The 22,345-nt window shown below is 62.2% G+C and carries 26 protein-coding genes; 7 read left to right on the top strand and 19 right to left on the bottom strand.

Annotated elements, in window-relative coordinates; all coding sequences use genetic code 11:
• The 4 genes from moaD to AC0L2A_RS25600 all read right to left on the bottom strand — a co-directional run bounded on the left by moaD (nucleotide 1) and on the right by AC0L2A_RS25600 (nucleotide 3,814).
• On the bottom strand, nucleotides 1-258 hold the full coding sequence (gene moaD / locus AC0L2A_RS25615) for a molybdopterin converting factor subunit 1 (protein WP_023800670.1): 258 nt from the start codon (nucleotides 256-258) through the stop codon (nucleotides 1-3).
• Nucleotide 259: 1 nt separating this feature from the next.
• Nucleotides 260-856 (bottom strand): CDP-diacylglycerol--glycerol-3-phosphate 3-phosphatidyltransferase, encoded by a 597-nt coding sequence (gene pgsA, locus AC0L2A_RS25610; RefSeq protein ID WP_027152639.1) that lies wholly within the window; start codon nucleotides 854-856, stop codon nucleotides 260-262.
• A 97-nt stretch (nucleotides 857-953) separates the two neighbouring features.
• Nucleotides 954-3,041, bottom strand: coding sequence for an excinuclease ABC subunit UvrC (gene uvrC, locus AC0L2A_RS25605; RefSeq protein WP_473611155.1), 2,088 nt, complete (start codon nucleotides 3,039-3,041; stop codon nucleotides 954-956).
• On the bottom strand, nucleotides 3,038-3,814 hold the full coding sequence (locus tag AC0L2A_RS25600; protein WP_473611154.1) for an SDR family oxidoreductase: 777 nt from the start codon (nucleotides 3,812-3,814) through the stop codon (nucleotides 3,038-3,040). Before AC0L2A_RS25600 ends, uvrC begins: the two co-directional genes overlap by 4 nt.
• Nucleotides 3,815-4,222: 408 nt before the next feature.
• On the opposite strand from AC0L2A_RS25600, the gene AC0L2A_RS25595 reads away from it, so the two are divergent.
• Nucleotides 4,223-4,873 carry an outer membrane protein gene (locus tag AC0L2A_RS25595; protein ID WP_287053682.1) on the top strand — a complete coding sequence of 217 codons (651 nt, stop codon included), beginning with the start codon at nucleotides 4,223-4,225 and terminating at the stop codon, nucleotides 4,871-4,873.
• 74 nt (nucleotides 4,874-4,947) lie between these two features.
• On the opposite strand, the gene AC0L2A_RS25590 is transcribed toward AC0L2A_RS25595, so the two are convergent.
• Complete coding sequence (locus AC0L2A_RS25590) at nucleotides 4,948-5,544, bottom strand: glutathione S-transferase family protein (RefSeq protein ID WP_473611152.1); 597 nt, start codon at nucleotides 5,542-5,544, stop codon at nucleotides 4,948-4,950.
• 459 nt (nucleotides 5,545-6,003) lie between these two features.
• Here AC0L2A_RS25590 and AC0L2A_RS25585 point away from each other — a divergent pair, with 459 nt between their 5' ends.
• Nucleotides 6,004-6,543: a hypothetical protein gene (locus AC0L2A_RS25585; protein WP_236473184.1), complete on the top strand. Its 540-nt coding sequence runs from the start codon at nucleotides 6,004-6,006 to the stop codon at nucleotides 6,541-6,543.
• A gap of 149 nt (nucleotides 6,544-6,692) precedes the next feature.
• On the opposite strand, the gene AC0L2A_RS25580 is transcribed toward AC0L2A_RS25585, so the two are convergent.
• Nucleotides 6,693-6,824 carry a hypothetical protein gene (locus AC0L2A_RS25580; RefSeq protein WP_268931698.1) on the bottom strand — a complete coding sequence of 44 codons (132 nt, stop codon included), beginning with the start codon at nucleotides 6,822-6,824 and terminating at the stop codon, nucleotides 6,693-6,695.
• 141 nt (nucleotides 6,825-6,965) lie between these two features.
• Between AC0L2A_RS25580 and AC0L2A_RS25575 the strand changes: the two genes are divergently transcribed.
• Nucleotides 6,966-7,304 carry a transcriptional regulator gene (locus AC0L2A_RS25575; protein ID WP_473611151.1) on the top strand — a complete coding sequence of 113 codons (339 nt, stop codon included), beginning with the start codon at nucleotides 6,966-6,968 and terminating at the stop codon, nucleotides 7,302-7,304.
• Here AC0L2A_RS25575 and AC0L2A_RS25570 read toward each other — a convergent pair.
• From AC0L2A_RS25570 to AC0L2A_RS25525, 10 genes are all read right to left on the bottom strand, one after another.
• Entirely contained in the window at nucleotides 7,274-7,729 is a 456-nt protein-coding gene (locus AC0L2A_RS25570; RefSeq protein WP_023800678.1) for a hypothetical protein, read from the bottom strand. The two genes, AC0L2A_RS25575 and AC0L2A_RS25570, sit on opposite strands and share 31 nt — an antisense overlap.
• Before the next feature lie 131 nt (nucleotides 7,730-7,860).
• Nucleotides 7,861-8,706 carry a 23S rRNA (adenine(2030)-N(6))-methyltransferase RlmJ gene (locus tag AC0L2A_RS25565; RefSeq protein ID WP_473611150.1) on the bottom strand — a complete coding sequence of 282 codons (846 nt, stop codon included), beginning with the start codon at nucleotides 8,704-8,706 and terminating at the stop codon, nucleotides 7,861-7,863.
• A gap of 3 nt (nucleotides 8,707-8,709) precedes the next feature.
• Nucleotides 8,710-9,321: a hypothetical protein gene (locus tag AC0L2A_RS25560; RefSeq protein ID WP_473611166.1), complete on the bottom strand. Its 612-nt coding sequence runs from the start codon at nucleotides 9,319-9,321 to the stop codon at nucleotides 8,710-8,712.
• Between the two features lie 194 nt (nucleotides 9,322-9,515).
• Entirely contained in the window at nucleotides 9,516-10,616 is a 1,101-nt protein-coding gene (locus tag AC0L2A_RS25555) for an ABC transporter ATP-binding protein (RefSeq protein ID WP_473611148.1), read from the bottom strand.
• 10 nt (nucleotides 10,617-10,626) lie between these two features.
• The gene (locus AC0L2A_RS25550; protein WP_023800682.1) at nucleotides 10,627-11,460 is read right to left on the bottom strand and encodes a carbohydrate ABC transporter permease; all 834 of its coding nucleotides are present in this window, start codon (nucleotides 11,458-11,460) and stop codon (nucleotides 10,627-10,629) included.
• Nucleotides 11,461-11,473: 13 nt separating this feature from the next.
• Nucleotides 11,474-12,409, bottom strand: a complete 936-nt coding sequence (locus tag AC0L2A_RS25545; RefSeq protein ID WP_473611147.1) for a carbohydrate ABC transporter permease — start codon at nucleotides 12,407-12,409, stop codon at nucleotides 11,474-11,476.
• Between the two features lie 135 nt (nucleotides 12,410-12,544).
• Entirely contained in the window at nucleotides 12,545-13,804 is a 1,260-nt protein-coding gene (locus AC0L2A_RS25540; protein ID WP_287064412.1) for an ABC transporter substrate-binding protein, read from the bottom strand.
• A 27-nt stretch (nucleotides 13,805-13,831) separates the two neighbouring features.
• Nucleotides 13,832-15,007 carry a PLP-dependent transferase gene (locus AC0L2A_RS25535; RefSeq protein WP_287341789.1) on the bottom strand — a complete coding sequence of 392 codons (1,176 nt, stop codon included), beginning with the start codon at nucleotides 15,005-15,007 and terminating at the stop codon, nucleotides 13,832-13,834.
• Nucleotides 15,004-15,738 carry a FadR/GntR family transcriptional regulator gene (locus AC0L2A_RS25530; RefSeq protein ID WP_473611164.1) on the bottom strand — a complete coding sequence of 245 codons (735 nt, stop codon included), beginning with the start codon at nucleotides 15,736-15,738 and terminating at the stop codon, nucleotides 15,004-15,006. The genes AC0L2A_RS25535 and AC0L2A_RS25530 overlap by 4 nt, the downstream gene beginning before the upstream one ends.
• 230 nt (nucleotides 15,739-15,968) lie before the next feature.
• The gene (locus AC0L2A_RS25525) at nucleotides 15,969-16,649 is read right to left on the bottom strand and encodes a TetR/AcrR family transcriptional regulator (protein WP_473611146.1); all 681 of its coding nucleotides are present in this window, start codon (nucleotides 16,647-16,649) and stop codon (nucleotides 15,969-15,971) included.
• Between the two features lie 189 nt (nucleotides 16,650-16,838).
• Between AC0L2A_RS25525 and AC0L2A_RS25520 the strand changes: the two genes are divergently transcribed.
• On the top strand, nucleotides 16,839-17,327 hold the full coding sequence (locus AC0L2A_RS25520) for a RidA family protein (protein ID WP_091590564.1): 489 nt from the start codon (nucleotides 16,839-16,841) through the stop codon (nucleotides 17,325-17,327).
• Nucleotides 17,328-17,837: 510 nt separating this feature from the next.
• The gene (locus AC0L2A_RS25515; RefSeq protein ID WP_473611144.1) at nucleotides 17,838-18,560 is read left to right on the top strand and encodes a haloacid dehalogenase type II; all 723 of its coding nucleotides are present in this window, start codon (nucleotides 17,838-17,840) and stop codon (nucleotides 18,558-18,560) included.
• Between the two features lie 38 nt (nucleotides 18,561-18,598).
• On the opposite strand, the gene AC0L2A_RS25510 is transcribed toward AC0L2A_RS25515, so the two are convergent.
• The 3 genes from AC0L2A_RS25510 to AC0L2A_RS25500 form a co-directional block, all read right to left on the bottom strand.
• Nucleotides 18,599-19,048 carry a DNA polymerase III subunit chi gene (locus tag AC0L2A_RS25510; protein WP_091590560.1) on the bottom strand — a complete coding sequence of 150 codons (450 nt, stop codon included), beginning with the start codon at nucleotides 19,046-19,048 and terminating at the stop codon, nucleotides 18,599-18,601.
• A gap of 19 nt (nucleotides 19,049-19,067) precedes the next feature.
• A complete protein-coding gene (locus AC0L2A_RS25505) occupies nucleotides 19,068-20,579 on the bottom strand; it encodes a leucyl aminopeptidase (RefSeq protein WP_473611143.1) in 1,512 nt (503 codons plus the stop codon).
• Nucleotides 20,580-20,679: 100 nt separating this feature from the next.
• Complete coding sequence (locus AC0L2A_RS25500) at nucleotides 20,680-20,826, bottom strand: hypothetical protein (protein ID WP_473611142.1); 147 nt, start codon at nucleotides 20,824-20,826, stop codon at nucleotides 20,680-20,682.
• 4 nt (nucleotides 20,827-20,830) lie between these two features.
• Between AC0L2A_RS25500 and AC0L2A_RS25495 the strand changes: the two genes are divergently transcribed.
• Nucleotides 20,831-21,139, top strand: coding sequence for a hypothetical protein (locus AC0L2A_RS25495; protein ID WP_128169248.1), 309 nt, complete (start codon nucleotides 20,831-20,833; stop codon nucleotides 21,137-21,139).
• Nucleotides 21,136-22,338 (top strand): LPS export ABC transporter permease LptF, encoded by a 1,203-nt coding sequence (lptF, locus tag AC0L2A_RS25490; protein ID WP_473611141.1) that lies wholly within the window; start codon nucleotides 21,136-21,138, stop codon nucleotides 22,336-22,338. Before AC0L2A_RS25495 ends, lptF begins: the two co-directional genes overlap by 4 nt.
• Nucleotides 22,339-22,345 lie beyond the last annotated feature (7 nt).

Here is a 22,345-nt window from a genome sequence, read left to right as displayed (position 1 = left end):
TCAGCCACCCGTCATCGGCGGGAACAGCGCGATCTCGCGCGCGCCTGATATCTTCTCGCGGTGCTCGACATGTTCCTGGTTGATGGCGACGCGGATCACGTCAGGATATTGCAGCGCGTGCTCGTACTCCTCGCCGCGCGATTTCAGCCAGCGCAGCAGGTCGGCCACCGTCTCGATGCCGGCGGGCAATTCGACGTCCTCTTGCGGCTTGCCGATCCGCTCGCGCACCCAGGCGAAATAGATGAGCCTCGTCGACATGCTACTCGTCCATGATGTGCTTGAGGCCGGCGCGGAAATAGTCGTAGCCGGTGTAAAGCGTCACCAGCGCGGCGATCCACAACAGCACCAGCCCGACCTGCGTGGTCAGCGGGAAAATCTTGTCGCCGGCAGGTCCGGCGAGCAGGAAGGCGATGGCGATCATCTGGATGGTGGTCTTCCACTTCGCCAGCTGCGTCACCGGTACCGAGACCTTCAGCGCCGCCAGATATTCGCGCAGGCCCGAGACCAGGATCTCGCGGCACAGGATGATGATTGCCGCCCACAGCGACCAGCCGGCGATGCCGGCATGCCTATCGGTATCGGCCGCCAGCAGCAGCAAGCATGTGGCGACCAGCAACTTGTCGGCGATCGGATCGAGCATCTTGCCGATATTCGAGGTCTGCTGCCAGGCGCGCGCCAGATAGCCGTCGAAATAATCGGTGATCGAGGCGAGCAGGAAAATGACCAGCGCCGACCAGCGGGCGAAGTCGCTCGACTTCAGATGGCCTTCGAGAAAAAAACACAGCACAACCAGCGGCACCGCGAGGATGCGGACGTAGGTGAGCATGTTGGGCAGGTTGAATGCGCGCTGGGCCATTTCTTTGGAACTCTTTCTACCTGCCTACTCAAATCAGAAGCGAATGTGGGGGGTCAACAGATGATAGTCGATGGACCAGCCGAAAATAGCCGAATCATCAGCTCTCGTGAAAATGGTTGTAGACCAGCTTGGCGACCTGCTCGGATATGCCATCGACCTTGACCAGATCCTCGATCGCGGCGCGGCTGACCGCCTTGGCGGTGCCGAAATGCATGAGCAGCGCGCGCTTGCGACCGGGACCGATGCCGCTGATCTCGTCAAGCGGGCTCTTGACCATCTCCTTCTTGCGGCGGGCGCGGTGGGAGCCGATGGCGAAACGGTGGACCTCGTCGCGCAGCCGCTGAACGAAATAGAGCACGGGGTCGCGTACGGGGAGCGAAAACGGTGGCTTGCCCCTGACGAAGAAGCGTTCGCGGCCGGCGTCACGGTCCTGGCCCTTGGCGATGCCGATGGCCTGGACGCGGTCCTCGATGCCGAGGTCGGCGAGGATTTGTCGTACCGCCGTCATCTGGCCCTGGCCGCCATCGATGAGGATGACGTCTGGCCAGGCCGGGAAGCCGCCTGCATCCTCGATATCGTCGCCCTGTTCGGCCAGGATGTCGTCCGCCGCCTGTTCGCTCCGCGGCACATCGCCATGTTCCTTCAGCAGGCGGGAGAAACGCCGCTCCATCACCTCGCGCATCATGCCGAAATCGTCTCCCGGCGTGATCTCGGTCGAGCGGATGTTGAATTTCCGGTACTGGTTCTTCACGAAGCCTTCCGGCCCGGCGACCACCATGGCGCCGACGGCGTTGGTGCCCATGATGTGGGAGTTGTCGTAGACCTCGATGCGCACCGGCGGTTTCTTCAGGCCGAAAGTCTCGGCGAAACCGGTGAGCAACCGCCCTTGCGTCGAGGTCTCGGCCAGCCGGCGGCCGAGCGCCTCACGGGCATTCTGCAGGGCGTTGTCGGTCAAATCCTTCTTCTCGCCGCGCTGCGGCACCGAGATCGCCACCTTGCGACCCGCGCGGGTGGAGAGCGCCTCAGCCAGCAATTCCTGGTCCTCGACGCCATGCGACAACAGGATGGCGCGCGGCGTCGGCTTGTCGTCATAGAATTGCGCCAGGAACGAGCCCAGCACCTCGGCCGCCTCCATCGCCGGATCGGCCTTGGGGAAATAGGCGCGGTTGCCCCAGTTCTGGCCGGTGCGGAAGAAGAAGACCTGGATGCAGACCTGGCCGCCTTCCTGATGGATGGCGAAGACATCGCCCTCGTCGACGGTCTGCGGGTTGATGCCCTGATGGCTCTGCACATGCGACAACGCCGCCAGCCGGTCGCGATAGATGGCGGCGCGCTCGAAATCGAGATTCTCCGCGGCCTGCTGCATGGCGGCGGAGATGTCGGTCTTCACCTTCTGGCTGCGGCCGGACAGGAAGTCCTTCGCCTCGGCGACCAGCCTGGCATAGTCACTATGCGAGATTTCGCCGGTGCACGGGCCGGCGCAGCGCTTGATCTGGAACAGCAGGCACGGCCGGGTGCGGTTCTCGTAGAAGGAGTTGGTGCAACTCCTGAGCAGGAAGGCGCGCTGCAGCGAATTGATGGTGCGGCCGACGGCGCCGGCCGAGGCGAAGGGGCCGAAATAGTCGCCCTTGCGCGAGCGCGCGCCGCGATGCTTGTAGATGCCGGGCGAGACATGATCGCCGGTCAAAAGGATGTAGGGAAACGACTTGTCGTCCCGCATCAGCACATTGAAACGCGGCCGCAAGCGCTTGATAAGATTTGCTTCCAGCAGCAGCGCTTCGATCTCGGTGCGGGTGACGACGAACTCCATCGTCGCCGTCTCGCGCACCATGCGGCCGATGCGGCTGGTGTGGAAGCGGCCTTGTGCGTAATTGGTCACCCGCTTCTTCAGGCTGCGCGCCTTGCCGACATAGAGCACGTCGCCTGCGGCATTCATCATGCGGTAGACGCCGGGCGCGTTGGGCAGCCGTTTGACCAGCGTCTGGATGACTTCGGCGCCGACCATGCCGTCGGCATCGCCGGCATGCGGCGTCCAATCGATGGCGGTGAAGGCGACGTCAGGGCCACCGGGACCGGGCGTTGACGGTTCGACGATCTCCTCCGCCACCTCGTCCTCGAGGTCGACATCGGGCGGCAGGTCTACGGCAGCGCCGCCGCGTTTGTGTTTCTGGTCCATGGGACTCATTCGACAATGCCTGTCACATCCGGCGTCTGCCATGCAAGGTGCTGGCCGCCGTCGAGCGCGATCATCTGGCCGGTGACCGAGCTTGCGCCCCAGAGATAGCGGATGGTGGCGCCGAATTCAGGCAATTCCGGGCCGCGCTTCAGGATCAGGCCGTCGACCTGCGCGGCAAAGTCGCTGTCTTGCTGACGCGCGCTCTTCAGCGTCGGGCCGGGACCGATGGCATTGACGCGAATGCGGGGTGCCAGCGCCTGCGCCATCATCTGCGTCTGCGTCCACAATGTCGATTTCGACAGCGCATAGGAGAAATAGCGGGGCGTCGGGCGCCAGACGCGCTGGTCGATCATATTGACGATCAGCCCTTCCTCGCCTTTCGGCAGCGCGCGGGCGAATTGTTGCGCCAAAAATGCCGGCGCCTTCACGTGGATGGCGAAGTGACGGTCCCAGGAAAGCCAGTCGACGTCCTGAACCGTATCGTCCACGAACAGCGACGCATTGTTGACCAGCAGTGTAACAGGCCCGAGCGCAGCTTCGGCGCGGCCAACGAGGTCCTCGACCGCGGCAATGTCGGTCAGGTCGGCGGCGACCACAGCAGCGCGGCCACCCTGGCCAAAATGACCGCCGTTGATCCGCGCGGCCAATGCTTCCGCCTCGGCCCGCGAGCGGTTGCAATGGATGACGACGGCAAAACCGTTCGCGGCGAGATCCTCGACGATCGCCTTGCCGATCCGCTGGCCCCCGCCCGTCACCAGCGCCGTTCCAGCGGCCTTGCTCATCCTGTCAATCCTCAATGGGGCTCGATTTTGAGCCAGCCGGCAAAATATGGCCGGCGAAGCGTTAAATGCCGTTCGGACCTTGGGCAGCATTGTGGCAAAGCGGCCGGATCGGTCTTTCGACTGTGGCCGGGACTCGGCCTGCCAGCCGCAATATAGGACTACGGACCCCTTGCTCCAAGCGTCGTTCAGCGCGGCACGGCTAAGCCTCCTGACACCATCTGTTGCGCAGATGCAACGTCAAAGTTCAGCCATATTCGTGCCAGGTAATGACCCAAGTTCAGGTTCGCTTCAGCCGTATTTTGACACGACATTCGGAACCGTTGAGCGCCAGACCCGTTTTTCCCCCCGGCGGGTTGAGGGCGCTTGTGAAAAGCAAGCCTGTGCCTGTGGCTTAAGGAGTAAAGAACAATGCAAGCCAATCTTAAATTTGCGCGACCGCTGGCGGTGGCGTTCGGGCTCTTCGCCCTCAGCGGAACCGCCTATGCTGCTGACGTCATCGCGGAAGAGCCGCCGGCCCCCGCCCCGATCGCCGAACTTCCGGTCGCTTCATGGGCCGGTCCCTATGCCGGTGTAAGCGTCGGCTACGGCTTCAGCGGTCACGCCGATGCCGAGGATATCGGCACTGACGTCGACACCGATGGTTTTGTCGGCGGCGTCTTCGGCGGCTATCAGTGGCAGGCGGAGAACTTCGTCTACGGTGCTGAAGCCGATATCGGCTATAGCGGCATCGAGGGCGACGATGGCGGCGTCGAGGCCAAGGGCGGCTTCGAAGGCTCGCTGCGCGCCCGCCTTGGCTACGCCGTCACCCCGGAAATCCTGCTCTACGGCACCGCCGGTGGCGCGCTCAAGAACCAGGAGATCGAAGCGCTCGGCGCCAGCGACGAAAACACCATGCTCGGCTGGACGGCCGGCGTCGGTACCGACATCAAGATCACCGACAATGTGTTCGGCCGTGTCGAGTATCGCTACACCGACTTCGGCGACAAGGACTTTGACGGTATCGGCAAGGTCAAGTCGACCGACAACCGCGTCACCTTCGGCGTCGGTATGAAGTTCTAAAATCGTCCAAGCCACGACACGAAAAAGCCGGGCCTCGTGCCCGGCTTTTTTATGACCCCTTCTCTGGCTGCCGCTCACGCCGGGATGCAGGGTTTCAGCTCGGGAAACTTCTCGTCAAATCGCGCCGCCCAGCGGACCAGCCGATTGCGGCCCTTTTCCCATTTTCCGGCAAAGCGCAGTGAGAGATAGCCAAGGCAGGCGCGCAGCGCCAGCTGGCCGGCGGTGATCTTCTTTGGCAGTTTTGGCGGATTGGCGTTGAGCAGATCGAGCGCGCTGGTGATCTTCGCCCACTGGCGGTCGAGCCACGGCTGATAGACCATATCCTCGGGGCGCGTGCGCCGCTCATAGACCATCGACAGCGCGCAGTCGCAGATGCCGTCGGCCAGCGCTTCAAGCACTTCCGCATCGAGGCGCTTGTCGGGATTGCGCGGAAACAGCGCGTTCTTCGACATGCGGTTGAGGTGCTGGGTAATGGCGCGGCTATCGTGGATCGAGCGGCCGTCGTCGAGCACCAGCACCGGGATCTTGCCGAGTGGATTGGCGTCGATCAGATCAGCCGGTTTGTCTTCGGTTTTTATCGGCACGAGCTCGACGGCGATGCCGGCATAAAGCGCGGCCATGCGCACTTTGGAACTATAGGGTGACGTGGACGCGTAGAGCAGTCTGGGCATGATCGGGTTCCTGTTTGCCGAGTACAGAGCATGGACGCGCAAAGGCCGCTGTAGCACTTTGAATTTGCGTATGATCCATTTCCGCGACACTGTTGGCCGGACATCCCGACATGATCAACAGCCCACAGGCGGAAAACCAGGCGCCACGGCGAACGACCGTCCTCTTCCACGATCCGCAGGCAGATGAGCGGTACAGTGCCAGCCTGAGAGCATCTGAACAGGTCAGACGGGTTCGAAACCGAGCCAACTCGGTTTTGCACCAAGAATTTCTCTCCGGGCACAGAGAAATGCCCCACCGGACTTCGCCATAAGGCGAAGTCCTGGGAGCTGCGAAAAGCTGTCTTCCCTCCGCCTCTGTTGCTGCCCGAGCACTGACCCTGCGAGCGAGGCGCCTATCCGGCACCCGCCCTCAACCGTCCTCAGCACTGTCCTCCGCGAGCGAAGAAGCGCGATTACTTCTTGGCCTTCGCGGTCGCGGCCTTCGCCTTTGGTTTGGCCGCAGGCGCTGCTTTCTTCACCGCTACCGAAGACTTCGCTGCCGCCGCTTTCTTTGCCGGCGCAGCCTTCTTTGCGGGTGCAGTCTTGGCAGGCGCAGCTTTCTTCGCTGCCGGCTTGGCCGCGGCCTTTGCAGCCGGCTTCTTGGCCGGCGCTGCTTTTGCCTTGGCGGGCGCAGCCTTGGCCGGTGCTGCTTTCTTCACTGCCGGTTTTGCCGCAGCCTTCGCAGCCGGCTTCTTGGCCGGCGCTGCTTTTGCCTTGGCCGCGGCGGCCTTCGGCTTGGCAGCAGGTGCTGCTTTCTTCACAGCGGCTGCGGCCTTTGCCGCCACTGCCTTTACTGGTGCTTTCTTTGCCGGTGCCTGCTTTGCCGGTGACTTGGATGCCGGCGCTTTGGATGACTGTTTAGCCATATCATGCCCCTTAGTTGTGCCGACGGCCGTTAATGACCCGGCGCGTAATGCATATCTGACTCGCGCTTGTCTAGCCAGCGAAGCATCATCATGATTTTTTCAGTTTAAGTTTCGGTTACAGGCGACACTACGCTCGTGCTGATTTCGCAAAATGCCGGCGCTGCTCTTCGAGTTTTGCCGACCGTTTGCGACAGACATTCAGCGCGCATTGCCGGAACCAATCCCACTTCAAGGCGCTGAAGCTTAGCAAGCCTTTTTTGTTCGTTGATCGTCGACCGACACCACCATGACGGCTGCTTCATCGATCTCATCTTCTTGTTCTAGCAGGCGATCTACACAAGCTGCAAAAGCAAAGCGCGGCAATTCCGCTGCCATGATTTGTCCGCGGTTGACAGATTACTCTATTTAGCAGAGTATTCTGAATCATCTGGAAGAGCGCATGTCATTCGCGCAATATCGGGCGGCGCTGTCCCAGATCAGTGAGACTGAACGCCGGACACCACAGCAGGCCCGATAATGGCTGCCGACGAAATCATCCACCAGAGCGTGCGGCTCAGGATCATGGCGGCGCTGAATTCTCTGGAACGGCGCGAAGCGCTGGAATTCACCCGATTGAAGCTCATCGTCAATGCGACCGACGGCAATCTCGGCGCGCATATCGATACGCTTGCCACGGCGGGCTATGTCGATGTCGAAAAGCTGTTTGTCGGACGTCGACCACAGACGCGGGTCAGGGCGACGTCAATCGGACGGCGCGCCTTTCGCGGTCACGCCGCCTTCCTTCGCGCCATGCTCGATGAGGCGGAGCAGCCCGGCAAACGCAATCAGCGCAGGACGCGGCAGCGGCCGTTGTAGACCATCCAGCGGTCGAAGCCCGCGACGCAGAATTCGACATTGTCGCCGATCGAGGCAAAGCCCTGCCCTTCCTCGATCAGATACCAGATGGTGCGGGCGTGGCCGTCGGACAGGCTGACGGTGGCGCCGCAATAGCGGCGGCCGATCGGCCAGGTTTCGTTGGCTGGCAGATAGCGATGCTGGTGGATGCCCTGGAAATCGACAATCTCGACGTCGGGCAGATTCGGCACGTGGTGCACCTGGTAGGAGAAGCGGTTGGTGATCTTGTTCAGCACCCAGGCCTCACCGCAAACGCCGCTGTCTTCTTCGGTATAGACGACGGCAAGGTCGGCCGCCTTTGCTGGCTGGATGACAGCGAGGGACGTGCCGAGCGGCGTGCAAAGCGCTATCAGTGCGGCAAGGGCGGATTGGGCGAAGCGAGTCATGGCAGCCTCTTATGGTCGACTGCGCGCACTGTGCGGATTCGCTTGCGCGCGGTCAAGCGGTTGTAGCGACAATGGTTTCCTAGTTCGAAATCGCCTTCAACCAGGACAGGCGCGCGGATAGCTCTGCCGCCCTACGCCGCCAGCCATTCCAGCGTCCAGTGCGCCGGTTTTTCAACGACAAGCAAATTGTGCAAAGCCGGCAGCAGCGTGCGCAATTCGCCTTCCAGCGTGAACGGCGGGTTGACCACCACCATGCCGCTGCCGTCAAGGCTGGGCTCGGCCGTTGGCGGCCTGATCTCGAAGCCGATGTCGAGCTGCTTCGGGACACCTGACTGCGCCAGCGCCTTGCGGAAGGCGGCGACCGCCTTGCGGTCCTTGACCGGATACCAAAACGCATAGACGCCGCCGGGCCAGCGCTTGTGGGCTTTGCGCAGCCCGTCGACGAGGCGGTCGAACTCGCCCTCCTCCTCGAAGGGCGGATCGACGAGTACAAGGCCGCGCTTTTCCTTCGGCGGCAGATGCGCGCCGAGTGCCAGCCAGCCGTCGAGCTCGATCACCCGGGTCTGGAAATCGCCAGCGAATAGCGCCCTCAGCTTCGCGGCGTCCTGGCGATGCAATTCGACCGCCGACAGCCGATCCTGCTTGCGCATGAGATGACGCGCGATCAGCGGCGAGCCCGGATACTTTTTCACGCCGCCTTCAGGATTGAGCGAACGAACGGCTTCCAGATAAGGCGCCAGCAGTGCTGCCGCCGGCGCATCAAGCGCGGCATCGACCAGTCGGCCGATGCCGCCTTGCCATTCGCCGGTCTTTTGCGCTTCAGTCGACGACAGGTCGTAGCGGCCGATGCCGGCATGGGTGTCGATGACGCGAAACGCCTTGTCCTTCTGCTTCAGATATTCGACGAGCCGGCTCAGCACGACATGCTTGACGACATCGGCGAAGTTTCCGGCGTGATAGGCGTGGCGGTAATTCACGATCTAGTTCGAGCCCCTGCCCCAGCGTGGCGGTGGCGGCTGCGAGTTCGGATTTTGCGGCCGGCGGCCGCCGAAACGCAACGCCAACAGCAGCCCGATCAGGCCGGCCGCTATCAGCGAGAAGCCGACCGGCCGCGCCCGGCGATCGATTTCGCCGACGCCGGAACGCAGCACGAGGTCCACCGCCCGCATCTCGATGCCTTCGGCGTCGCCCGGGCCAATGGTGAAGAGGTACGGGCCGGGGCTGACCTTCGCGATCAGGCCGGCTTCGTCGCGAAAGATCTTGTCCGGCAGTTGCGGGCTGACCTGGCGCGGATTTTCCGAATGGTTGAATTGCAGCGTCGAGGCGAGCACCGTCCTGCCGCCGGTGGCGGCGGTCAGCGTCAGTACGGTGCGCTGTTGCGAGACGATGCGTTCGGTTCTCGCGGTGAGGTCGACCAGCACCCGCACCGGCGCGTCGCGAGCGGCCAGCGGCACCGTCGCCGGCTTGAACCGGCCCTGTTCGTAGACCCGCCAGGTGCCGATCTCATGGCCGGAGAAATTGGTCATCGCCCAGGGATAGACGACGCCGATGCTGATGCCGGCGAGCAGGATCAGAAGAAACAGAAAGCGCATGCGCTCGACTACCTTGCCGGATATTAGCATTAGCGCCGCGCGGGCGCGTTCCATCTCGTCCCAGGAGCCATGTCGAGGCCGAGATCAAATGTCGTATCGAATTCGGCGGTGCCAAGATAGACAATAGCATCGGACCCAAAGGTGGGAACCGGTTTTGGGAGAATCCGAATGATCTGAGCGCCCGATAAGGACGATCAGCCCTTCCCCTGCTGGAGGCTCGTTTCCAATGCGCGCATTCCAGTCTCGTCGAACAAATGCAGATGTTGCGGCGGGAAAGCCACCGTCACCGTCGGGCCAGCCGTCAGCGCCGCCCTGTCCAGCGTGAAGACGTTGAATGGTAGGCCATGCAGGCCGAGATGCAGGATGATGCCGAAGCCGGTCGGCTCGATCAGGTCGACCGTCGCCCTCAGGCTGCTCTCCGAGCCCGGCGACATCTCGACGTGCTCCGGCCGGATGCCGAGCGTCACCGCCGCGCCTGGCTCGAGTTGATAGGCTGACGAAAGCGCAATCAGCGTTCCATCGGGCAATCGTGCGCCGGCCGTGCCTGCGCCGATCTCATAGCGCGCCGACAGAAAATTCATTGCCGGCGATCCGATGAAGCCGGCCACGAACAGGTTGGCAGGGCGGTCGTAAAGCTCCAGCGGGCTACCGACTTGCTGCACCACGCCCTCATGCATGGCGACGATCCGGTCGGCCAGTGTCATCGCCTCGATCTGGTCGTGGGTGACATAGATCGAGGTCGCGCCGAGATCGCGGTGCAGCTTCTTGATCTCTGCCCGCATCTGCTCGCGCAAGCGCGCATCGAGATTGGACAGCGGCTCGTCGAACAGGAATGCCTTGGGCTGTCGCACGATCGCGCGGCCCATCGCCACGCGCTGACGCTGACCGCCCGACAGTGCCTTCGGCCGCCGCGCAAGCAGCGGCTGCAGCTCAAGCTTCCTGGCTGCATTGCTGACGGCGGCCGTGATCGTCTCGCGGGCAGCCTTGCGGATGCGCAGGCCGTAGCTCATGTTCTCGGCGACATTCATGTGCGGATAGAGCGCGTAGGACTGGAACACCATGGCGATGTCGCGGTCCTTGGGCGCCCTCTCATTGACGCGCATGCCGTCGATCCGGATCTCACCTTCGGTCACCTCCTCGAGCCCGGCGATCATGCGCAGCAGCGTGCTCTTGCCGCAGCCCGAAGGCCCCACCAGCAGCACGAACTCGCCGTTCTCTATCGACAGGTCGACGCCATGCAGCACGGAGACGACGCCGAAATTCTTGCGGACGTTGCGGATGTCGATCGATGCCATGGAACCTCACTCAGCCCTTGACCGCGCCGGCCGTCAGGCCCTGGACCAGATAGCGCTGGATGAACAGGAAGAAGAGGCAGGCCGGGACCAGCGCCAGCACGCCGGCCGCCATCATCTGCCCGAAATCGACCGAAAACTTCGACACGAAGGTGAGCAGACCGACCGGAAACGTGGCGGCGCTGTTGCCCGAAATCAGCATCAGCGCGAACAGCAGTTCGCTCCATGCGGCGGTGAATACAAAACCCAGCGTCGCCGCAATGCCGGGCAGCGTCAGCGGCAGGACTATCTGGCGAAACGCCATGAACTGCGTGGCGCCATCGATCTTGGCCGCCTCCTCCAACTCCTTGGGAATGCCGTCGAAAAACGACTGCATCAGGAACGTCGCGAAGGGGATGTTGAAGGCGGTGTAGACGACCACCAGCCCGGTCAGGCTGTTGGTCAGGCCGAGTGGCGAGAGCATCTTGAAGATCGGCGCGACCAGCATCACCAATGGAAACATCTGGGTGAGCAGCATCAGCGCGACCAGCCAGTATTTGCCGCGGAAGGTGAAGCGCGACAGCGCATAGCCGGAGAGAGACGCAAGCAGCGTCACGATCACGGCCGTCGCGCCGGCAACGATCATGCTGTTCCTGAAGAAGACCGGGAATGCGCTGTGGGCCAGCACGAAGCGGAAATGTTCAAAGCTCATCCGTGACGGCCACATGCGCACGCCCTCGGAATAGAGCAGGTCGTTCGGCGTGACCGATACTTTCAACAGCCAGAACAGCGGGAACAGTGCAAAGAGGACGTAGCAGAGGATCGCCAGGCGGTGCAGCGCGGTGCCGAAGGTCGAATAGCTGTTCATCTGGTCATCCCGATCAGGCCCGATCCATCAGGACTTGCCGCAGCATGACGATCAGCATCGAATAGGCGAGCAACAGGACGAGCAGCACCAGCGCAATGGCCGAGGCATAGCCGAAATCCAGGGCCCTGAAGGCTTGCGTGAAGATGTAGCTCGCGACGATCTGGGTGCGGTCGGCAGGCCCGCCGCTGGTCATGACAATGATCAGGTCGGCGAAGTTCGAGATCCAGACGGTGCGCAACAGCACGGTGATCGCAATGGTCGGCGCAAGGAACGGCAAGGTGATCGACGTGAACCGCCTGAATGCCCCGGCGCCGTCGATCGCCGCCGCCTCGTAGAGGTCGCGCGGGATGGCCTGGAGCGCGGCCAGCAGCGTGATGGCGAAGAAGGGAATGCCCCACCAGACGTTGGCGATGATCGGTCCCCACATGGCAAGCTGCGGATTGGAAAGGATGTTGGCCGGCTCATTCATGAGGCCGATCGCATAAAGCCAATGCGGCAGCGGTCCGATGACGGGGTTGAACAGCCACGCCCAGTTGAGCCCGGTGAGGAAAGTCGGTACCGCCCAGGGCAGGAACACCAGCGCCTGCGCTATGGCGCGGCCGGCGAACGGCCGGTCGAGCAACAGCGCCAGGATCAGGCCGAACACGAATTGCAGCAAGACGGACGCGCCGGTCCACCACAGCGTGTTGCGCAGCGCCCGATAGAAATTGTCGTCGTCATAAAGGGTGCGAAAATGATCGAGCCCGACATACCCGCCGGAGAAGGGATTGAGCAAGTGCACGTCGCGGAAAGCGTAGGACAGGCCTAGCACCAGCGGCGCCAGCATGATGGTGACGATCAGAATCAGCGCCGGGGCGGTGTAAAGATATGGCTCGGCGTGGCGCGTGATCCGGTCGACCAGCGACCGGCGGCGCGATTCCGGGAACCCGGCGGTGGCGTCAAAGACCATCAGCTAACGCTTTCGCTCCAATTGGCCATCCGTCCAATCGACCATCCTTCCAATCGACCCTCCTTCCAATTGACCATGGACGAGACGTATCGGAGCCGCCCGCGATGGGCGGCTCCGATGCCTGGCGTCCGCCGTTTATTTCTTGGCCAGGTATTTCTGCTGCGCCTTGGTCAGATAGTCGGCCCACTGGTTGGCCATTTCCTCTGGCGTGATATCGCCAAGCAGTGCCTGTTGACTGGTCTTGATGACCATCGAGTCCTTGAAGAAGGCGAACTCCTCGAGATAGGTCGGCATGACCGTTGGCACCGCATCCTTGTCCTCGAGTTCAGCGAACCAGCCCTTGAACTGCTCGCTTGCGTAGAAGGGGTCCTTTTCGGCCGACTTGTGGACCGGCAGCGCTCCGGTGCGTTTGTTCCACTCGACATTGCCCTCGGGCCCTTCGAGCGTTTCGATCAGCTTCCAGGAGAGGTCCTTGTTCTGGCTGGCCGCCATCATCGACCAACCGGCATAGCCGATGGTCGGGAACGTCTTGCCGCTGGGCCCCTTCGGCATGGTCGTGACGCCGTAGTCTTCCGGCTTCATCCGCTCGGCTATCGCGATCAGCGCGTCTGGATCCTGATCAAGCATTGCGCATGTGCCGGTGTAGAATCCGGCGACGATTTCGTTAAAACCCCAGTTGACGCTGTCCTTCGGCGCCAATCCCTTCTTGTACAGATCGACGACCCAGGTCAGTCCCTTGACCCAGCCCTCGCTGTTCATCGTCGAGGTGCCGTCTTCATTGAAGAACTTGTTGGAGCCGGCCATGGTTGCGCCGAACATGATCCAGCCGTTGAGGCCGCCCGGTCCGCCGCGCAGGCAGTAGCCATATTTGCCCGGAAGCTTGGATACTTTCTCCGATGCCGCCACGAACTCGTCCATCGTCTTGGGCGGCTCGGTGACACCAGCCTCCTTGAACAGCTTCTTGTTGTAGAACATCGCCCGCAGATAGAAGCCGTAGGGCAGCATGTAGGCGGTATTGTTCACGTCGCGGCCGAGTTCGAGCGCGCGATCGGTGAGGCCCGAGGTGTGCTCCCATTTGGCCAGATAGGGTTCGAGGCTTTCGAGAAGGCCGTTGTTGGCATAGAGCGACAGCCAGGTGTCCGGCATCTCCATGACGTCGGGGATTTCGCCGGCAGACACCATGGTCGCGAATTTCTGGAACGCCTCGCCCCAGGGCAGCGAGATCACCTCGACCTTGGTGCCCGGGTTGGCCGCCTCGAATTTGGCGACGATCGACTTCAGGGTTTCGGTACGCTCGGGGCTGGTGATCACCTCCACGAGCTTCAGCGTCGTGTCGGCGAGTGCAGCACCCGACATCAGTACGGTGGCGAATGCGGCGATAAGAAGCTTCTTCATTTTCCGTTCCCTTCTTGTCTGGTTGCTTCAGGTCTTTTCTTCGGAAGCGGCGTCGATCGCCGTTTCCAGGTCACTCCACAGCGCCTCGGTTCCCTCGAGGCCGACATGGAGACGCACGGACCGCGGATGGACGCCGAACGCCATCGCGGAATTGGGTTGGGCCTTCTGCTGCAGCACGACCTCGCCGGGCACGATGAGGCTTTCGTGGCCGCCCCACGACACGCCCAGCTTGAACAGCTTGAGGCGGTCGGCAAAGGTGCGGATGTCGATGCCGTCGCGGAAGACAAATGAGAACAGGCCCGACGTACCGGTGAGCCCCGCGGGAAGCAGGTTGGCCAACCCTGGATGGCAGACCCTCTCGACGATTGGATGATCCCGCAGGCGCCGTGCGATTTCGAGGCCGGAGGCCTGATGAGCGCGCATCCGAATCGGCAGTGTGCGCAAGCCGCGAATCAAGAGCCAGGCATCGAATGGCGACAGCTTGCCGCCGAGATATGGATAGGCTTCGCCGCGGATGCGGCCGATCAATTCCTTCGAGCCCGCGACCACGCCGGCCACCACGTCGCTGTGGCCGCCCAGGTACTTGGATGCGGAGTGGACCACAACGTCGACGCCGAGCGACAGTGGCCGCTGAAAGACCGGGCTGGCCCAGCTGTTATCGATGATGGTCGGGATGCCGCGGGACTTTGCCAGCGCAGCGAGCGCGCCGATGTCATGCGTTTCCATGACCCAGCTGGTCGGGCTTTCCATATAGAACAGCCTGGCGCCAGGCAGGGCGCTCGCGACAGCCGCCTCGTCGCGCCCGTCGACATAGGTCACCTCGATGCGCATGCGCGCGAGCAACGTCCCGAACAGCCGGAACGCGTCCGGGTAGATATGCCTGACCGCGACAATGCGGTCGCCCGGTTCGACGAAACTCAGCACGGCCGATGAGATGGCGGACATGCCGCTTGCAAAACCGATCGCGTCCTCGGCGCCCTCCAGCTTTGCCAGCATTTCCTCGAACATGCGCACCGTCGGGTTCAGCCCGCGCGTGTAGGTCGGCCGCACTTTTTCGCCGCGGTATGTTTCGAGCATCTCGTCATAATTCGAGAAGGTGAAGAGCGAGGTCTGCACGATCGGCGGGACGACGGCATCGAAGGCGTTGCCCTCGTCATGGGCAGCGATCAGCGAGGCCTGGTCGAAAAAATCCGGGCCGTTCATTTCGACATTTCCTCGATATCCTGTTCCACGATCTCGAGGATCTTCAGCGTTTTTCCGCGCGCCAGCTCCGCGTCCCCGGCGACGATGGCATCGAACAGCTCACGGTGATACGGGAACGATCGCCGCGCGAAATCCTGCCGGTCGAAAGGATGGTCCCAGAAGCGCTCGAACGCTTCGCGCATCTGCCCCAGGAGCTGCCGGAAAAGCGGGTTGTGCGTGGCATCGTAGACCGCCAGGTGAAAGGCTAGGTCTTCCGGCCCCGACGTGCCGGTGGCGAGATGGACGCGCTCCATCTCGATGAGTTTTTCCTCGATCGTCCGCAGATCGTCGACTGTCCGCCGCCGCGCCGCAACCATGCTTGCCTCGGCCTCGATGCCGCGGCGCACCTCGAGGGTATGCAAGAGACCGTCGCGCAGCTCAGCCGTATTGAGCGACAGCGGCAAATGGATCGTGCCGGCGGATATCGGCTTGAGAAGATAGGTGCCGCTGCCTTTGCGGGTCTCGGTGACGCCGAGCGCTTCGAGACGCCCCATCGCCTCGCGAATCGTCGAACGCCCCACGGAAAGCGCGGCCATCAATTCGCGTTCGGTCGGAAGCCGGTCACCGCTCTTCAGCGCAGCGCGCTCGACATAGTCTGCCAGCGCTTCCATGACTTGTTTGCCGCGGTCCAACGGCGGGAGCGTGGCGATTGCCACACGCGTGGCAGGTGCCCCGGGCAGTTCGCCGCGCATACGCATGGGTACCTACGCCCGAAATTGGTCTGACATCTTACCAGTTTTGCGCGCCGCCGGCCTTTCGTCAAGTGGCCTCGGCAGTGCAGAGGTTGCATTTCGGCTCACACCCATTGCGGAACCCTGGACGTTGCCGCGTCTTCTGCGACCTTGCAAAAATCAGCTGCAAAACTGTGATTTTAATCAGCGATTTTGCGACAGTCGCTTTCAGCCAAAGCTACCGTTCAGCCTCATTTTGGAGAGAGGCCATCGAGCAGGAAGCCGAGGCCATTCCTGAAAGCGCCGTCCCAATCATTGTCCAACAGCAGACGAGAGCGTTCGATTGTCGGATAACGTTCGCTGAGACGTGTAAGGCGCTGCTGCGCAGCGGCCCTGTCGTCGTCCGAGAGGTCGAAGCTCGCCCGGGTGATGGTGGCGCCCATCACATAGTTCCAGAGCGACCATATCGCAGCGTTCACATCTGCGTCCGCAACGCCGGCTCTGGACAACGTCTTGCTCAGCAGTTCCAAGCGACCGAGGATGTTCGGGCCGAGCGCCCGGCGCGGCAACAGCGTTGCCGACCAAGGGTGGCGCAGCATGCTGGCGCGCCAGTCTTCGAGCACATGAACGACTTCTCCGCGCCAGTCTTGAGCTATTTGCGGCGGTCCGCGATATTCAAGCACCGAGTCGAGCGCCAGATCAAAGACATCCTCTTTGTTGTCGACGTGCCAATATAGGCTCATCACGCCCGAGCCGAGGCGATCGGCCAGCCGACGCATCGTCAATCCGTCGACTCCTTGAGTGTCAAGCAGTTCCACCGCGGTCGCCACGATACGTTCCCGAGAGAGCGGCGGTTCACTGCGCGGCTCCTGCAAGGGCTGGAGCCGCTCATTTATCCCTCGTTTGCTCCGGCCGCTGCGTTTGGCCGCCATCCGTCTTCCTCGCTGTTCAGAACGTCGATTTTGAGCGGCAACGCGAACGAATGTCGATCTGAACGATTGACTCGTACGGCGTACCATACGATGACTCGTACGTCGCACGAGTCATCGTATGGGCGACACGGTTAAAGTTCAATAATGCCGGCCGCGAGGGTACGTTGCTCGCATAGCCAAGAGAAAATCATGTCACGCGCAATCAAGCATCTGCTTATCGAAGGGCTAATCATCATGACCATGGGAGTTCCCACTGCCACGACAGCCAATGAGAAGGATCTCAAGCTGACCATCGTCAATCCACAAAACCTCTACGACCCGTCGCCAAATGGCTACAGCACGGCGGTGATCACGCCGCGCGGAGCCCGGGTGGCCTACATCTCCGGACAGGGCGGGCAAGACAGCACGGGAGCCTTGTCGCCCGACTTCGCTGTCCAGGTTGAGCAGGCCTACACAAATTTGCGCACCGCCCTCGATGCGCTCGGTGCGAGGCCGGATCAGGTCGCCAAGCTCACCGTCTTCGTGGTCGATCACGATATGTCCAAGCTCGAGGTGTTGACCAGGAACGTCAAAAAAATGTTCGGTGAAGCGCTGCCGGCGCAGACTCTGATTCCCGTCCCCAAGCTTGCAATTGACCCCATGTTCTTCGAGGTGGAGGCCGTCGTCATTCTGGAATAGTGGTGCCGCTCGCCACTTGGAGTTCACGGACGAGGCGATGCCCAGCGACCGAGCCCAGAAGATGATCTGGGAGTACTTTCAGCGGGATCAAAAGGTAATGGGACGCCGGGTCGGCCTCGCATTTGGAGGCTGCGATCTTGAACTCTCGTTGAGAAGCGACGGGTTCAGTTTTCGTTGGTGCCCGCCCTCGACGCCGAAGGGCCATCACTCGTTTACGATCCGAGTGATCCACAATACCCCTTCAAGGGTCACGGTCCGCAAAAGATCTGGCTCAAGGCAAACGAATGAAGGAGGGTGGGCGCGATGGTGGCGCCCGCCACCCTTCCGCTCATGCCGGTACCGGGTTGTTGCCGGCGCCCAGGCCACTGGAATATTGCAATCTAATTGGCACAGCCGTCATAGCGCGTAAGCCCGACCGCATCGCCGAGCAAATCGGCAAGGCCGTGAAAAAGGGGAAAACGAGGCAGGCGACGAAAGAAAAATAATGTGCGGATCAAGGAGCCGAATGTGATGGCATTGGATGGCGTACGTGCGTTGGTATTCGACGTGTTCGGCACTGTTGTCGATTGGCGCAGCGGCGTGGCGCGCGATGCTGAGCCGTTCCTGAAGCGGCATGGAGCAGGATCCGCTATCCCTACCGCTTTCGCGGATGCGTGGCGTCGCCGTTACTCTCCAGCGATGGAGGAGGTGCGCAGCGGCCGGCGGCCCTTTACACGGCTCGACGTGCTGCATCGGGAGAATCTGGAAGCCATATTGCCAGAATTCGGGATCGACCCGGCTTCGGTGCCAGCGTCCGAGTTGGACGAACTGAACCTGGCATGGCACCGATTGGAGCCATGGCCGGACGTGGTGGCCGGCCTTGCACGGCTCAGGGCCCGCTATATCATCGCGCCGCTCTCGAACGGCAACATCGTCCTCATGCTCAATATGGCGAAGCGCAGTCGCATCCCTTGGGATGCGATCCTCGGCGCCGAAGTCGTGCAAGCCTACAAGCCTGCGCCGGAAGCCTATCTTCGCACCGCTGACGTCCTGTCAATGAAGCCGGATGAGATCTGTCTTGTGGCCGCCCACAATGGCGACCTTGCAGCGGCTCGGGCATGCGGATTGCGAACAGCCTTTGTCCCGCGTCCGACCGAGCACGGGGTAGCGCAGACCACGGATCTGCACCCTGATCAAGCCTGGGACCTGGTGGCCAGCGACTTCATTGACTTGGCTGAACGACTTCAGTTGTAGCAACCCCAGGTTGCTGATCGCCCAGGCGGCAGGCGTTACTACGCCTTGCGTTCCCAGCGCCGGTCTGAGGTCTGCTGCCAGTAGGTGACTGCGTGGCCGGCTTCCTTCATCGTCTTCCAGTGCGTGCGCGCCGCCTCGAGCTGGGCCGCATCGTGGCCGTCGAACAGGAACACGGCGCGCTCGTAACCGGCAAGCTTCGGCGGCACCGCGCCGTCAACCAGGAAGCGTATCTGCGCCTCGTTCGGATTGTCATGGCTGGTTGTCAAAAGGATCGGCTGCTCGGCCAGATAGGATTCGCGGTCCGTCGCATGCGCCAGGAAGGAATCGTCCCTGAAGGTCCAAAGATGCTGGTCCAGCGCGTCGCGCCGTTCTTCGGAGCCGGTCTGTACCACGGCGCGCCAACCGCGATCGACACTGCGCTCGAGCAGGCCGGGCAACGCATCCTCCAGAGTCGATTCGGTCAGGTGGTAGAACAGGACGTCGGCCATGATCGCGCCTTGAAAGGCCTCACTCCTCGTAGTTGTCGCGAACCAGCCGGTCGAGCAGCCTGACGCCGAAGCCGGAGGCCCATGACTGGTTGATCTCGCTGGACGGCGCGCCCATCGCGGTGCCGGCGATGTCGAGATGCGCCCAGGGTGTATCCCTGACGAAGCGCTGCAGGAACTGCGCCGCGATGATGGCACCGCCATAGCGGCCGCCGATGTTCTTCATGTCGGCATTTTTCGAATCGATCAGCTTGTCGTATTCGGTGCCGAGCGGCATCCGCCACACGCGTTCCTGCGTCGCCTGCCCGGCGCTCGTCAGCCTGTTCGCCAATTCGTCATTGTTGGAGAACAGCCCGGCATAGTGCTGGCCGAGCGCGACCATGGTGGCGCCGGTCAGCGTCGCCAGATTGACCATGAATTTCGGCTGGAAGCGATCGCTGCAGTACCACAGCGCATCGGCCAGAACGAGACGGCCTTCGGCGTCGGTGTTGAGCACCTCGATGGTCTGGCCCGACATCGAAGTGACGATGTCGCCGGGGCGCTGCGCATGGCCGTCGACGGCATTTTCCACCAGCCCGATGATGCCGACGACATTGGCCTTGGCCTTGCGCGCGGCCAGCGCGTGCATCAGCCCGGTCACCGCGGCCGCGCCGCCCATGTCGCCCTTCATGTCCTCCATGCCGGAGGCCGTCTTTATCGAATTGCCGCCGGTGTCGAAAGTGACGCCTTTGCCGACGAAAGCAATCGGGCTGTCCTTGGCCTTGCCGCCGTTCCATCGCATGACGGCCAGGCGCGCGCCACGCGGCGAGCCTTGTGCGACGCCGAGCAGCGCGCCCATGCCGAGCTTCTTCATCTCCTTCTCGACCAGGATCTCGACCGTGACGCCGAGCGCCTCCAGTTCGTTGACGCGGGCGGCGAATTCCACCGGCCCCAGTATATTGGCCGGTTCGTTGACCAGATCGCGCGCCAGGAGCACCCCGTCGATCACCGCCACCTCGTCGGCGAAGGCCTTTTTCGCCGCCGCCGGATCGGCGGTGTGGATGGTCACCTTAACCGGCTTTTTGGGCTCGGCCTTGTTGCCGTCGCGCTGGCCGTCGCCATTGTCCTTTTTCGTCTTGTACTTGTCGAAAGCATAGCTGCGCAGAAGAATGCCCGCGGCAAGCTGTGCCGCTTGCCTGCCGCCGACGTCAGCACCCGGCAGATCGAGCATGACCGCCACCTCCGTCGCCTTGCGCAAGGATGCAGCGATGGTGCCGCCAAGCTTGAGCCAGGCATAGTCATCGAGCGCCGAGACCTTGCCGGCGCCGACCGCCACCAGCCGGTCGAGCGATGTGCCCTCCGGCGCCAGCACTTCGACCAGGCCGGCGAACTTGCCGGAAAAGTCGGCCACCGGAAACGCCCGCTCCAGGGTCTTTGCCGGATCGCAAGCCTTTGCCGCGTCGCCGAGACCGCCATCGTTGGCCGCCAGCATGAAGACGCTGCCTTTTTTGGGCACTGCGAACCTGGCAAAGGCGATCGAAGGTCTCGAAGTCATCATGTCCTGCTTTCGGGAAGGGCGTTGGGTTTTCGGGGGAGTGCCTTGACGAACCAGATATTTGGCTGTTTCCGACCGGAAGCACCACCCCCATTTTCAATCATCGCCCCTGCCTGGCGATCTGCTGCGTGATTGTGTTGGCGCCGATCACGACCGCACCGTTAAAAATCGATTCCTCGCCGGTTTGACTCCACAATTCTGTCACTTCTGCCTTCATGCCTGTACCTGTCGCAGCCGCGGCGGCCATGTCAGTGACCGGCGCGACATTTGGTCGTTTTCCGGCATTTGGCAAGACTTTGCCGGAATCCGATCCCATATGGCAGATGGAATCGATGGCGATTCGTCGCGGCACGGCCCCGCTTTACTGCCGCAACCTGTTGTTAACCATTGATGTTCGCCCTTTTTTATCCAATGCCGCCGACACTCCGGCCACCGGAAACAACGATGTGGGACGGGAACCAGATCGAACCGCCAACGGACCGGTTGTGCAGGCGTCGCCGGGCGACTACCTTGTCTGGAGGCATGATGCCGTTCGGCAAAATCGAGAAAAGCCTTCATGAAGGTCGTTGAACGCTACATCATGCGTCGTGCGTTGGCGGTCTTCCTCGCAGCGCTCATCTGGACGCTGGCGATCGTGTGGACGACGCAGGTGCTCGCCCGCATCGATCTCGTGACCGACAGTGGGCAGTCGGCGCTGACCTTCTTCGAGGTCGCTGCGCTGATCATTCCGTCGATCGTCCCGATCGTCGTGCCCTTCGCCCTGGTGGTCGCGGTCGCGCAGACACTGAGCGCGATGAATTCCGATTCTGAGCTTGCCGTCTTGAACGCCGCGGGCGCTTCGCGCTGGACCATCGTCACGCCGATCATGCTCCTGGCACTGGCGGCCAGTGTTTTTTCGTTCGCCGTCGACAACGGCGTCGACCCCTATGCACGACAGAAAAACCGCGAGCTGGTGGCGTCGTCGCGCGCCGATCTTCTGTCGCTCATCATCCAGGAAGGCACCTTCCACAAGATCGACGACGGCCTGTTCCTGCAGATCGGCCAGCGGCTTCCGGACAACCGCCTTGGCGGCATTTTTGTCGCCGATTCACGCGAAGAAGGCGTCAACCTCATCTACTACGCCAAGAGCGGCGCCATCATCGAAAGCGGCGACGAGAGGGTGCTGATGATGAACGACGGCGTCATCCATCGCAAAACGCTGGCCGGCGATCTTTCGGTCATCCGGTTCACCTCCTATGCCTTCGACCTGTCGGCCTTCATGTCGGCCTCATCGGAGGTATTGCTGTTGCCGAAGGACCGGACGACACAGTACCTGCTCAATCCCAGTCCGAACGACAAGATGTTCCAGAAAAGGCCGAACAAGTACCTGGCCGAGGTCCACCAGCGTTTCTCCGAATGGTCCTATTCACTCGTTTTCGCGCTGATCGCGCTTGCGGTCGCGGGAGACGCGCGTTCCCATCGCGAGGCGCGCATTCATCCGCTGATCACGTCTATCGCAATTGCCCTTTTCGTGCGCTGGCTCGGTTTCTTTGCCGCTGGGAAGGCCGACAACATTCCGCAATACGCCTATATGGTCTACGGCGTTCCTATTGTGGCCTCCGCAGTCGCGACATGGTTCATCGTCTCCAACCGGACCATGGAATTGCCGGTCGCCTGGGCCGACTGGATGACGAATTTCGCCGGCCGCTTCGGTGACGGCTGGAGCGCCCTGAAGCTCCGCTTCGCCAGGCGCGGCGCTTCTGGCCAAGAGGCCGGCTAATGGGCTG

Source organism: Mesorhizobium sp. WSM4844 (genome assembly GCF_055811775.1).
The sequence above is the reverse complement of the archived record's forward strand: the minus strand, read 5'-3'. Positions and strand labels throughout refer to the sequence as shown.

Coding starts and splice junctions, on each gene's coding strand:
- uvrC (WP_473611155.1), bottom strand. CDS start 3,041: ATGAGTCCCATGGACCAGAAACACAAACGCGGCGGCGCTGCCGTAGAC.
- AC0L2A_RS25515 (WP_473611144.1), top strand. CDS start 17,838: ATGGCATTGGATGGCGTACGTGCGTTGGTATTCGACGTGTTCGGCACT.
- lptF (WP_473611141.1), top strand. CDS start 21,136: ATGAAGGTCGTTGAACGCTACATCATGCGTCGTGCGTTGGCGGTCTTC.
- AC0L2A_RS25600 (WP_473611154.1), bottom strand. CDS start 3,814: ATGAGCAAGGCCGCTGGAACGGCGCTGGTGACGGGCGGGGGCCAGCGG.
- AC0L2A_RS25540 (WP_287064412.1), bottom strand. CDS start 13,804: ATGAAGAAGCTTCTTATCGCCGCATTCGCCACCGTACTGATGTCGGGT.
- AC0L2A_RS25580 (WP_268931698.1), bottom strand. CDS start 6,824: ATGGCAGCGGAATTGCCGCGCTTTGCTTTTGCAGCTTGTGTAGATCGC.
- AC0L2A_RS25535 (WP_287341789.1), bottom strand. CDS start 15,007: ATGAACGGCCCGGATTTTTTCGACCAGGCCTCGCTGATCGCTGCCCAT.
- AC0L2A_RS25525 (WP_473611146.1), bottom strand. CDS start 16,649: ATGGCGGCCAAACGCAGCGGCCGGAGCAAACGAGGGATAAATGAGCGG.
- AC0L2A_RS25510 (WP_091590560.1), bottom strand. CDS start 19,048: ATGGCCGACGTCCTGTTCTACCACCTGACCGAATCGACTCTGGAGGAT.
- AC0L2A_RS25570 (WP_023800678.1), bottom strand. CDS start 7,729: ATGACTCGCTTCGCCCAATCCGCCCTTGCCGCACTGATAGCGCTTTGC.
- AC0L2A_RS25530 (WP_473611164.1), bottom strand. CDS start 15,738: ATGCGCGGCGAACTGCCCGGGGCACCTGCCACGCGTGTGGCAATCGCC.
- AC0L2A_RS25505 (WP_473611143.1), bottom strand. CDS start 20,579: ATGACTTCGAGACCTTCGATCGCCTTTGCCAGGTTCGCAGTGCCCAAA.
- AC0L2A_RS25555 (WP_473611148.1), bottom strand. CDS start 10,616: ATGGCATCGATCGACATCCGCAACGTCCGCAAGAATTTCGGCGTCGTC.
- AC0L2A_RS25590 (WP_473611152.1), bottom strand. CDS start 5,544: ATGCCCAGACTGCTCTACGCGTCCACGTCACCCTATAGTTCCAAAGTG.
- pgsA (WP_027152639.1), bottom strand. CDS start 856: ATGGCCCAGCGCGCATTCAACCTGCCCAACATGCTCACCTACGTCCGC.
- AC0L2A_RS25595 (WP_287053682.1), top strand. CDS start 4,223: ATGCAAGCCAATCTTAAATTTGCGCGACCGCTGGCGGTGGCGTTCGGG.
- AC0L2A_RS25550 (WP_023800682.1), bottom strand. CDS start 11,460: ATGAACAGCTATTCGACCTTCGGCACCGCGCTGCACCGCCTGGCGATC.
- AC0L2A_RS25575 (WP_473611151.1), top strand. CDS start 6,966: ATGGCTGCCGACGAAATCATCCACCAGAGCGTGCGGCTCAGGATCATG.
- AC0L2A_RS25500 (WP_473611142.1), bottom strand. CDS start 20,826: ATGGCCGCCGCGGCTGCGACAGGTACAGGCATGAAGGCAGAAGTGACA.
- AC0L2A_RS25545 (WP_473611147.1), bottom strand. CDS start 12,409: ATGGTCTTTGACGCCACCGCCGGGTTCCCGGAATCGCGCCGCCGGTCG.
- AC0L2A_RS25560 (WP_473611166.1), bottom strand. CDS start 9,321: ATGCGCTTTCTGTTTCTTCTGATCCTGCTCGCCGGCATCAGCATCGGC.
- moaD (WP_023800670.1), bottom strand. CDS start 258: ATGTCGACGAGGCTCATCTATTTCGCCTGGGTGCGCGAGCGGATCGGC.
- AC0L2A_RS25520 (WP_091590564.1), top strand. CDS start 16,839: ATGTCACGCGCAATCAAGCATCTGCTTATCGAAGGGCTAATCATCATG.